The following is a 10,966-nucleotide window of genomic DNA, read 5'->3' as shown; positions in this document are numbered from 1 at the left end:
AACCATCACCTAACATTTAGGTTTTTAGATAGACTGATAATCTTCAATCAATTCCTTTAAATCCTCCGCATCATTTCTTGTTTTTAAATCAAGATACATAACCCCATAGCCGACGGAGAAAATCATCGTTGTAAATAATGATGCCAGATTCGAAATAAGACCCAATAAAACACTGTCCCCTAAAAACGCGCCAAAAGTCAACTGGACGGCAAAGCTTATGATGGAAACAATTAAGTAAAACACAATATATAGACCAAACAAAACCCAAGTCCGCTTCTTCGACAGCCGCCAGCTTCGTGCAAAACCCGGTGTAACTTTATCAAGTACAACCGATCCAAAATAAAAGCTCCAGCGTGTGATTAAAAGACCCACACCGATCGCAAACCCAATAAACAACAGAATTCCGACCAAAATCCCTAAAACAGGATGGACAGCAGCTGCTATAGTAGCGCCTGAAAAAGCGACAATTAGAATAGGAATCAAGATTATTCCTAACAGTATAATTCCAAATAAAATCGAACTGCCCAGCATTGGCCAGAAGCGGAGAAATGCTTCTTTGATGACCGAGCTAACCGTATACTCTTCTTCGTTCTTAATATGCTGGATGGCAAATAAAATAGCGGCCTCAGCAACCGGAAAAAGCAGGAAGCTCACTACCCCAACGACGATTAAACCAATATCAGCACCTAAACTACTAGAATCAAACGAGCCGGCGGAACTGTCCAAGTTTGAAAGTATTTGTTCATACCATTGTCCCCCTGTCCCTGTATCCCGAAAAAAGCTGGTCCCGGTTGCCATTTGTATAATCGCTTGAAGTAAATAGACGGGTCCCATAAAAACGATTAAAATCATAAAAAATTCCTTAAACCGATTCTTGCTCAAACTAAAGGTATGATCCAGTATTTCTCCAAACGCTTTTGGTTTTTTAAACTTAGAATCCAAATCATTATCCTCCTAAAATAGGTTTATAAACTATATTCTAACAAATCTTTAGAGTAAAAACTTGTAAAAAAATACAAAAAAATGGCCAGACTCGATTAGTATGAGTAAGGCCATTTTTTACGGTTAAGCTCTCCTCCCTCTTCACTCCTAAATCAGGACTCCTTGCCTCGGATTTTGGTCTAAATTTGCGAAAATTCTTCAACAAGTTCTCCAAATCGTTTCAGGGCATTTTGGATTGGTTCTGGGGTTGTTAAGTCCACCCCAGTCTTTTTCAATAATTCCAGTGGGTAATCAATGCTGCCGCTTTTCAGAAATTCTAGATAAGAATGGATTGTTTCTTGGTTTCCTTCTAAAATCTTTGTCGCCAAATGGATCGCTGAGGCAAAGCCTGTCGCGTATTTATACACATAGAATGGACGATAAAAGTGCGGGATTCTTGACCAGCCAAATTTCACTTCCTCGTCAAAGACAACCTCATCTCCATTGTATTCCCTAAACAAGGTTTCATAGGTCTTGTTGAATACTTCAACATTTAATGGGATTCCCTTCTCGGCCATGTCATGTGTTTTCATTTCAAACTCCGCAAACATGACCTGCGTGAAAAAGGTTCCTTTGAACTGGTCTATAAAATGATTGAGCAAATGATTGCGGACTTCAGGATCCTTTTCATTATTTAATAAATAGTTAATTAAGAGTACCTCGTTAACAGTTGAAGCTACCTCCGCCACAAAAATACTGTATCCGGCCGTAATTTGCGGCTGGTACTGTGAGCTTAACTTACTGTGAACTCCGTGGCCGCATTCATGGACCAAGGTGAATAAACTATCCAAATCATCTTGATGATTTAAAAGTATAAATGGATGGACACCATAAACGCCCAAATTATAAGCTCCAGATCGTTTTCCAGGTGTTTCACGGACATCAATATACCTTGAGTCCTTAAACTCTTTAAGGATGTTAATATAATCTTCCCCTAAAGGAGCTAAAGCCTTCAGCATGGTTTCAAAAGCTTCTTCATAAGAAATCAGTTGTTTTACACCACTGACAAGCGGGACGCTCATATCGTATTGACGGATTTCTTCGAGTTTTAATTTCTCTTTGCGAATTTTTGTATACTTGTGAAGCGGTGCAATATTGTCTTTTGTTGTCTGGATAAGATTCTCGTAAACCTCGCGCGGTACTTGGTCACCAAACAGTGCTTTTTCAAGCGCGGATGGATATTGACGAATTTTCGCCAATGTTACGTTATTTTTGATTGCTGCTGAAAGGGTTGAAGCAATGGAATTTTTTAATTGAACATACGGCTGATAATAGGCTTTATAAGCCTCTCTTCTCTTTTCGCGGTCTTCATCTTCAATTAATTTGGAATACATGCCTCGTGTTAATTCAACCCGGTCACCATCTCCATTCGTGACTTCGCCGAATTTAATGTCGGCGTTATTGATCATTCCAAAGGTATGACCAGGAACCGACAAAGCTTCCCCTAATTGGGACAGAATTTCTTCTTGTTCCTTGCTTAAGACATGCTTTTTGTAGCGGAATGAATCAAGTAAATCTTCTTCAAAGTATGTTAACTTTTCCTCTTCATTGATATATCCCTTTAAAGTTTCTTCGTCTAAACTAAGTAAATAGGGCATAAAAAACGAAGTGGCAGCACTGATTTTCACACTAAGCTGCTTCGCCTTGTCTAAGTAGGACTGCGGGAGAGACTCGCGCGTATTTTCATCGACCATTAGCATCGCATAAGCATAGACTTTATTCAAATGGAAGGACAGCTCTTCTCTTTGTTTAAGATATTCATATAAGGAATGGCCATCGTTTATTTTTCCATCAAATTGCTTAAGGTTGGCTCCCATGTTTTCAATTAATTGGTAATCTTCTTCCCATTTACTGATAGTAGGATAGATATCGGATAAATTCCATTTTTCATGGACGGGAACTTCATTTCTATTTTTATATGTCTTCATGGATAAACTCCCTTCAAGGTATTCAGTTATATTTTGTTTTTTAAATAGAAAAGCCTTCACAAGTATATTCCATATGTATCAACGATTATCCTTTTTTATGTTAAATTAAGTACCATAAAGCAAAAGCAGGCCATGATGATGACCTGCTTCCATTGTTATTTGTTATGACTTAACGCCATAAGTCTTTTATTTACTTCTTCTTCACTTAAACCATGTTCAGCAACATAGCGGTTTCTTGGGTGAACTCGGCACTCATGTGAACAGCTTCGTAAGTGCTTGTGCTCGTTTTCTTCTGAGCAAAGGATTTTTTTGTTACATTTAGGGTTTGCGCAATTAACATAACGTTCACATGGCTCGCCGGTAAAGTAATCCTTGCCGACAACTACATGTTCTATGCGGTTAACTGGTACACTAATGCGCTCATCAAATACATAAAGCTGTCCATCCCATAGGTCGCCTTGAACCTCAGGGTCTTTCCCGTAAGTAACAATTCCGCCTTCAAGCTGTGATACATCTTCAAAGCCTTCTTTGCGAAGCCAGCCGGAGAACTTTTCACAACGAATCCCGCCGGTACAATAAGTAAGGATTTTTTTGCCTTCAAATTCCTCTTTGTTCTCTCTAATCCACTCTGGTAGATCGCGGAAGTTCAATATATCTGGGCGGACTGCTCCTCGGAAATGGCCAAGATCATATTCATAATCATTTCGAGCATCGATCACAACCGTATCTTCCCTTTGCATTGCCTCAAAGAATTCCTTTGGCTTCAAATGCTTGCCGGTTAATACGTTAGGATCAACATCATCTTCTAAACGAAGTGTGACAAGCTCTGGTCTGTAACGGACTTTCATTTTTTTGAAAGCATGTTCTGATGCTTCATCAATTTTAAAAATGGTTCCCGCAAACAATGGATGCTCGTCCATATATTTTATATAAGCGTCTGTTTGTTCAATGGTGCCTGACACCGTCCCATTGATCCCTTCTGCAGCTATGATAATGCGGCCTTTTAAGCCTACGTCGTTACAAAATTGACGGTGTTCATTTGCGCATTCCTCAGGGTTCTCAATCGAGACATATTTATAATAAAGTAATACTCTATATTCTTGATTCATTGTTAACCACCTTTAAATCTTTATCTAAAATAATTTTGTTTTAAATATTAACCTTATGATTATATCAGAAACAGGATTTACTTTCAAATCTATTTACCCAGGTAAATAATTAGCGGCTGAAAAGGTGGATATTACCAATCAATCTTAGCTGTTTAATCTGTTACAATTTTAAAGTAAAAAGAAGGAGGAAACATTCCATGAAAAAACGTAAACTCCTCCTTGCAATGGTAATCGTTCTTACCTTCCTTGGAGGAATCTATACAGGGATACAATTCTCTTCGAATAAGCCACAGGAAAAACCAATTAAATCTGGAAAAGCGCCACAGTCGGCAATTAAGCCGCAGGTGAAAGCATTACCTAAAGTTGAAAAAACAAAATCAAAAGTACTGATCGGTTATATACAGGATTTCCGTGATCCAAACCAAGTTGACTACAGTCAATTAACACACGTCATCTTCTCTTTTGCCCATCCGACAAAAGACGGTGGAATTTTACTAAATGGCGATTCCGCTTTAAAAAACCTGCGGACCACCGTTGTAAATGCAAAAAAATCGAATACAAAAGTAATATTAGCTGTCGGTGGATGGTTTCATATAAACGGCGGGGAATCCTATCCCTATTTTAAAGCTGCAATTTCAAATCCGGCCACACGGACAAAGCTAGTGAACGAGCTTACTAGTTTAGCAGACCGTGAGAATCTAGATGGAATCGATATTGATTTTGAACATCCCCACTCAAAAGCGGATGCAGAAAATCTTGCCGCTTTTACAAAGCAATTAAGTGCACAGCTTCATCCAAGAAAGAAAGAGCTGTCTGTCGCTGTTTATTCAAAAATACATGCTGTTACCTTAACTGAAATTGGCTTTGTTCAGTATCAGCCGTCCATGTTTAAAGATGTAGATCATGTGAATATCATGGCATATGACGGGCAATGGGACGGCGGTTACAATGCGGCTAATTTATCACCGTATCCATTTACAGAGAAAATCGTCAATTATTGGACCCGATTGTTTGAAGATCAAAATATTTCAAAAGAAAAATTGGTGCTTGGAGTACCATTTTATGCTCAGCCAAAGGATCCTAAGATTAAACAGGTATCCTACGGAGCCATTATTAATCAAAACCCTGCCAATGCCAATAGTGACACCGTTAATATGAATGGAACCACTTACTATTACAATGGTGCAGCAACCATGAAAAAGAAAACTAAACTAGCCTTAGACCATGGTTTCGGCGGAATGATGATTTGGGAGCTTGGACTTGATGCAAAAGGGTCAAATAGCTTAACTAGCTCCATATCTGAAACAATTGAAAATTCGATGAACACTCCTGTAAAATACTATGCCGTTGTAAATGCGCAATAATAAAAAGCTGTACACTCGTTGATGAGAGTACAGCCTTTTTATATATGGAACGCTTCTTCAGCAATCAATTGATAGGACTTCACTCGATCTTCTGGTGAGTGGGTAATCGTTACCAGCATGATTTCATTTGCATGAAATAAAGAGGCTAGCTCATTTAGCTTTTTAATTACCTTCTTGGGGTTGCCAATGATCATGTTTTGCTTCATTTTTTCTATCGTTTGCAGGTCCTTGTCATCTAAAGGATATTGCTTTGCTTCAGCAATGGAAGGAACCCCATTTCCCTCACCTTTACTTTTCTGTATGGACCATATTATAGCACTTAATGCAATCTCTTCGGCCTCTTCATCCATCTCCGCACAAATAGCATTCACTGTTAAAATCACTTCAGGCTTTTGCCCCTGCATTCTTAGTTGAAAAGTATCAAGATACTTTTGAATAATTTCTGGTCCGTTGTTCTCACTCATAAACTGTCCAAAGGCGTAACTCATGCCCTTTTCTGCTGCCAGTAAGGCACTTTTTTTACTTGTTCCGAGCAGCCATGGGGCAGGCGGAACTGGTGGAATGGGAGAAGCTGATAAATTTTTAAATTCGTGATCGGAAGGAAAGTCATTTGCTAAAAAGTGGAGCAATTCTGTTACCGATTTCGGCATATTCCAAACTTGTTGTAAAAAGTTCTCCGACAAGGCATTAGAAGCCTCCGCTGAACCGCCTGGTGCCCTGCCAATCCCGATATCAATCCGGCCAGGAAATAACGTCGCAAGCATGTTATAGACTTCTGCTACTTTGTAAGGTTTATAGTGTGGCAGCAAGACCGCACCTGAACCGATACGAATAGTAGAGGTGTTGGCGCCAATATAACTTAACATCACTTCCGGGGCCGGACAAGCAAGTCCAGGCAAATCATGATGTTCTGCAATCCAATAGCGGGTATATCCGAGTTTTTCACCCATTTGGGCCAGTTTCATCGATTCGTTTAGTGCCTCATGAGCTGTTTGATTGGATGAAATCGGTGCTTGATCTAAAATGCTAAGTCTCACTAAAAAACACTCCTCTCTTAATGGCTTGTTTCCAGCAAACTAAGCTTAAATTCCCCAACTTGGTCTTTTTCATATAGGTTAGTGACTGATGTGGAATATTGTTGAATCGCTCCCTTAAACGTTAGTTTTCTTTCCGGAATTTTTACATCAAAACTACCTTTATAAAGCAAGGTGGTGATATCATGATAATCCGCACTTGTTACTTTGAAGGTAACCGTTATTCTATATAAATTATTGATCTTTTCTTCGTCGTAATGATCAAGTTTAATAGCTGTATCATTTAAAATTAATTCATTTACCAAAAAATCGTCTCCTCATTTCGTTTACTAAAAGCATAGCACTCGAAAATATTTCAATCAAATTTAGTATCTTAGGGAGAATCTCCATTTTAATTCTTAGGTAAAAAGAAATACAACTTCTATTAGTAGTAATGACACGTTTTTGACACAGAATTTGGCAATTGTCGAATATTTTCCCGAGTTTTTTGAAGGAGATTGTCGAAAGAAAGCGAATGAATTAAAGAAGAATTAAAAAGAGGAGGAAGAAAATGAAAAAATTATTAACCATTATTGGTGGATTAGTCATTGCAGGATCCTTGTTTGTGACATCTGGGAATACGGCTAAAGCCTCAGAGTGTGGTTGTGACACTTCACCCATATTAGGAGCAGAAAAAAATAAAATCGTTGCTAATTTAATCAGCAGTCTAGAGTTTAAAGAAGCTAAGCAGTCTATAAAGAATGAAGGGTTTAGTTGGAAAGGCGTCAAAAATATTGAAGTAATCGTTAACCATACACATGAAGATGCACTTATGATTGGTGTACCTTTTTATAATCAAGATGGATCCATCGAAATGGCCGTTTTTATAAATGGACATTTTATGGGACATAACCCACTGGAAGGAGAGTAAGTTAAAAGATCCCCAACAATAGAATTGGGGATCTTTATTTATCATCCAAACTGCCAAACACTATGACTTAGGTTTCCATAACGGTAGCTGCGATGCAGCAAGCTTGCCTTTTTCGCATCATCAGCCGCCCCCATCGCATAGAAAATCGGAATAAAGTGCTCATTTCCATAATGAGGAACCGCATATTCTGCATTTGGAGCAACTGACTCATACTTAAATAATGACTCCAAATCCCAATTGGTTAAATGGACAGCCAACCAATCATCAAATTCCTGTGCCCACTGATCGATTTCATGATCGGCCCATTTTACTGCTCTCAAGTTATGAACCGTTCCACCGCTTCCAATCACTAAAACATCTTTTTCCCTTAAAGAAGATAAAGACTTACCAATCTTATATTGTTCTTCAGTTGAAAGCTTAGGATTTACTGACATCGCAATCACTGGAATATCGGCATTCGGATACAATAACCGCAGAACCACCCAAGCACCATGGTCCAACCCGCGTTCGGTTTCAACCTCAAACGGTATACCGTTTGACTTAAACAAATCCTGGATTTCATCCGAAATTTGTTGATTCCCTTGAGCAGGATACTTAATCTGATAAAGCTCTGGAGGGAATCCGCCAAAATCATAAATCGTATTATAAGTATCAACATTGCTCACTTTTTGAGCCCGTGATTCCCAATGGGCAGAAAATAACACAATCGCCTTCGGGCGCGGCATGTTTTTACCTAACTCATTCAAAAATTGGGTGTACTCATTATTTTCAATTGCTAACAACGGTGCACCATGCGCAATAAATAAAGATGGCATCATTTTATATACCCCCTATTTTCAATGTAATAGTTTAAAAGGATTTAGTTTCCGTCTTTTGTCCTTTAAAAATAACCTGGTCAAGAGCAAACATTTTACTGCCGTTAATGGCAATAAACACAGCCATAGCTAGTAAGGCTAAATCCAGTTCATATCCGGCCATTTCTCCATTACCTAAAAAGCCAACAGCGAGCTTTACCTTTAAGGTTGCACCGACCATTAATAATGCAAGCAAGGCTGCAACCACTCTGCTCCCTAAACCAAGGATTAACGCAATTCCGCCGACAACTTCGATTGTTGCGACCACATATGCTAAGAATCCTGGTAAGCCGATCGCTCCAAACCAGCCAACAATATTTTCAATTCCCCCTTGGAATTTAACAACCCCATGAACAAAGAACGTAATTCCCAAAATAACACGTAAAATTAATGTACTTGCTTCAAATCTTTTTAACATTTTCTAACTCTCCTTAAAAATATTATTTTTCTAGTTGTTCAGATATCCATCTGATAAAGTCCTGATGATTCTCTATTGATACGGTATGCCCCACTGGATAGGTCCGAAAGGTAACATTTGCGCCTAACTTACGGAAGTACTCGTCATTAGCCACTCCCCATTCAAAAGGAAGCACTTGATCCATTTCCCCATGTGAAATAAAGATGGATAGACGGTCAACAGGTTTAATGTTGTACTCTTCCTTTACAAAAGCAGGGATATAACCGCTTAATGCTACAATACCTTTAATTCGGCTGCCTAATGTTAATCCTAAAGTCATCGACAGAATCGCTCCTTGACTGAATCCGAGTAAAAATAATTGTTGCTCGTCAATCGGATATTGACCGCAGGCATAGTCAATGAAGCTGGTCAGTTTCTTCACTCCCTCATCGAAGACTTCCCGATGTGGTTTCCCATACCCTTCTATTGTAAAAAAGGCATAGCCAGGAGGCTGTGGTAAATGACCGCGGATACTGAAAATGAAAAATTGGTTTTCTAAACCGTCCACCAATGGCAGCATATTTTGTTCATTGCTGCCAATACCATGCAGGAGAAATAATGCTGGATAGGTTTTACCTATCTCCATTTTTGCTGGCCGGCGGAGCTCATAAATCATTGGTGCCGTCATAGTTAACATCCCTTTCTTATGTGGTTGATTATTTTAGTCTTTCCTTAATTTAAGGTATCAGACATATTCAAATAGAATAAAAAGATTCATATAAGAAGACACGCAGGCAAAAAAATAAATTATTTATTTGTTTTTAAATATGAACCTTTGTTGTCTATAGGATAACAACTATCGAAGTAGATTGTCAATTGCTTTTTTGCTAATATATAAATATGTTCTATATTAGGAAACTATCGAGGTGGATAATTTGGATATCGGCGCAAAGATTCGAGCGATACGAAATAGAAAGAAAATCACCATTGCCCAAATGTGTGAAGGAACGGGATTATCCAAAGGGTTTATCAGCAATGTTGAAAATAATAATACTTCCCCATCGATCAACACACTGCAGACCATTGCGACCTATTTAGGTGTTCCGCTTCCTTACCTGCTGTTAGAAAAAAAAGAACATATGCAGGTTGTCAGAAAAGAGGAAAGAACCCATACTACTATGAATAGTTTGAAAATCGAGCAAATCGCTTCAAAGGGAGGATTATGGCTAAGGAGTGTGGAGTTTCCACCCGGAGCCTCGATTGGTGATGCCCATTCACATGAAGGGATAGAATGTCATTTAGTATTGGAAGGAAAGGTTCTTGCAGAACAAGGGGAAGATTCCTTTGTTTTGGAAAAAGGGGATTCCTTTAGCTGGAATGCGAGTGTACCTCATACGGTTAAAAATATTGGTACGGAAAAAGCGGTCGTGCTGATTGCCGTTTATTCCAACACCGAATTGAGTGACTTGTTTTAACTGTAAAAGGAGGAACCCAAAAACGTCCCTCCTTTTTACCTTCTTACATATTTTCCATAAAGTCTTTAATCGCTGCAATAAGTTCGCTTGAATTTTCATACATGCTCATATGACCGGAATCTTTGATGACCGTTTGTTTAATGTTTTCTTTACTCACAGAAAAGGTTTTTTCTACAGGGATAATTTGATCTTGATCCCCGGCAATTAACAACACAGGTAATGAAGTTGACTCGAGCACACTGTTATGATCCGGTCTGTCCCTCATGGCACTTAATGTATGGATAGCTCCTTCTGGAGGTGTACGATAGCCGATCTGTTTTGCCGATTCTACATACTGTTCTTCAAGGTGATCCGGTGAAAAAAGCTTAGGAACAAGTCCATCAATAAGCGTCTTAATACCCTCATGCTTAACCTTCTCAATATTAGCACTTCTACCCTTTTTGGCCTCTTCTGAATCAGGAAAGGCAGTGGAATGAACAAGCGAAAAACCGTTTAAAGTATCACTGTACTTCTCCGCAAAAGCAAGTGTAATATAGCCGCCTAATGAGTGGCCGAACATCGTTACTTTATCTAAATTCAATTTATCTAAAAACTCTTTGATCATTTCAGCTATATCTGAAATTGAATAGTTCTTTAAAGCGGTTGTAGACCCTCCATGTCCCGGAAGGTCCGGAGCGATAACCCGATAATTTTTCGAAATCACAGGTATGACTTCTGTCCAATATGCTGAACTTCCACAGAACCCATGAAGCAGCACAATCGGCTCGCCCTCTCCTTCGTAGACATATGTGATCGTTGAATTTTTTAAAGTAGCACTTTTAGTTTCCATAAAATAAATCCACCCTTTCGCTCTTTTTATTTATCTTATAATATCCCAAATGAAATCAATAATAAAAAGCATTACTTCTCCAATA

12 protein-coding genes are annotated in these 10,966 nt (G+C 38.7%); 3 read left to right on the top strand and 9 right to left on the bottom strand.

Annotated features, from left to right (window positions below; all coding sequences use genetic code 11):
- Positions 1 to 24: 24 nt before the first annotated feature.
- From AAHB15_RS08860 to trhO, 3 genes are all read right to left on the bottom strand, one after another.
- A complete protein-coding gene (locus AAHB15_RS08860; protein ID WP_342042223.1) occupies positions 25 to 942 on the bottom strand; it encodes a hypothetical protein in 918 nt (305 codons plus the stop codon).
- Positions 943 to 1,121: 179 nt separating this feature from the next.
- Positions 1,122 to 2,909, bottom strand: coding sequence for an oligoendopeptidase F (pepF, locus tag AAHB15_RS08855; protein WP_335572840.1), 1,788 nt, complete (start codon positions 2,907 to 2,909; stop codon positions 1,122 to 1,124).
- Positions 2,910 to 3,064: 155 nt separating this feature from the next.
- Positions 3,065 to 4,018, bottom strand: coding sequence for an oxygen-dependent tRNA uridine(34) hydroxylase TrhO (gene trhO, locus AAHB15_RS08850; RefSeq protein ID WP_335572841.1), 954 nt, complete (start codon positions 4,016 to 4,018; stop codon positions 3,065 to 3,067).
- 197 nt (positions 4,019 to 4,215) lie between these two features.
- Here trhO and AAHB15_RS08845 point away from each other — a divergent pair, with 197 nt between their 5' ends.
- Positions 4,216 to 5,382 (top strand): glycoside hydrolase family 18 protein, encoded by a 1,167-nt coding sequence (locus AAHB15_RS08845; RefSeq protein ID WP_335572842.1) that lies wholly within the window; start codon positions 4,216 to 4,218, stop codon positions 5,380 to 5,382.
- 38 nt (positions 5,383 to 5,420) lie between these two features.
- On the opposite strand, the gene AAHB15_RS08840 is transcribed toward AAHB15_RS08845, so the two are convergent.
- Together AAHB15_RS08840 and AAHB15_RS08835 are read right to left on the bottom strand one after the other, a co-directional pair.
- Entirely contained in the window at positions 5,421 to 6,419 is a 999-nt protein-coding gene (locus AAHB15_RS08840) for an LLM class flavin-dependent oxidoreductase (protein ID WP_335572843.1), read from the bottom strand.
- Between the two features lie 17 nt (positions 6,420 to 6,436).
- Entirely contained in the window at positions 6,437 to 6,721 is a 285-nt protein-coding gene (locus AAHB15_RS08835; RefSeq protein ID WP_335572844.1) for a DUF3219 family protein, read from the bottom strand.
- A 245-nt stretch (positions 6,722 to 6,966) separates the two neighbouring features.
- Between AAHB15_RS08835 and AAHB15_RS08830 the strand changes: the two genes are divergently transcribed.
- Complete coding sequence (locus tag AAHB15_RS08830; protein ID WP_335572845.1) at positions 6,967 to 7,326, top strand: hypothetical protein; 360 nt, start codon at positions 6,967 to 6,969, stop codon at positions 7,324 to 7,326.
- Between the two features lie 41 nt (positions 7,327 to 7,367).
- Here AAHB15_RS08830 and AAHB15_RS08825 read toward each other — a convergent pair whose 3' ends face one another.
- The 3 genes from AAHB15_RS08825 to AAHB15_RS08815 are packed head-to-tail and all read right to left on the bottom strand — an operon-like array spanning position 7,368 to position 9,265.
- A complete protein-coding gene (locus AAHB15_RS08825) occupies positions 7,368 to 8,144 on the bottom strand; it encodes a dioxygenase family protein (RefSeq protein WP_335572846.1) in 777 nt (258 codons plus the stop codon).
- 31 nt (positions 8,145 to 8,175) lie between these two features.
- Positions 8,176 to 8,598: a DoxX family protein gene (locus AAHB15_RS08820; protein WP_342042222.1), complete on the bottom strand. Its 423-nt coding sequence runs from the start codon at positions 8,596 to 8,598 to the stop codon at positions 8,176 to 8,178.
- A gap of 22 nt (positions 8,599 to 8,620) precedes the next feature.
- Entirely contained in the window at positions 8,621 to 9,265 is a 645-nt protein-coding gene (locus tag AAHB15_RS08815) for an alpha/beta hydrolase (RefSeq protein WP_342042221.1), read from the bottom strand.
- Between the two features lie 247 nt (positions 9,266 to 9,512).
- Here AAHB15_RS08815 and AAHB15_RS08810 point away from each other — a divergent pair, with 247 nt between their 5' ends.
- The gene (locus tag AAHB15_RS08810) at positions 9,513 to 10,052 is read left to right on the top strand and encodes a helix-turn-helix domain-containing protein (protein WP_335572876.1); all 540 of its coding nucleotides are present in this window, start codon (positions 9,513 to 9,515) and stop codon (positions 10,050 to 10,052) included.
- 43 nt (positions 10,053 to 10,095) lie between these two features.
- Here AAHB15_RS08810 and AAHB15_RS08805 read toward each other — a convergent pair whose 3' ends face one another.
- On the bottom strand, positions 10,096 to 10,881 hold the full coding sequence (locus AAHB15_RS08805) for an alpha/beta fold hydrolase (RefSeq protein WP_335572849.1): 786 nt from the start codon (positions 10,879 to 10,881) through the stop codon (positions 10,096 to 10,098).
- Positions 10,882 to 10,966: the final 85 nt, after the last annotated feature.

The sequence above is a fragment of the Bacillus sp. OTU2372 genome (assembly GCF_038440275.1).
GTDB classification, from domain to species: Bacteria; Bacillota; Bacilli; order Bacillales; family Cytobacillaceae; genus Neobacillus; species Neobacillus bataviensis_B.
Note: the sequence above shows the minus strand (reverse complement) of the source record. Positions and strands in the feature narration are given on the sequence as shown.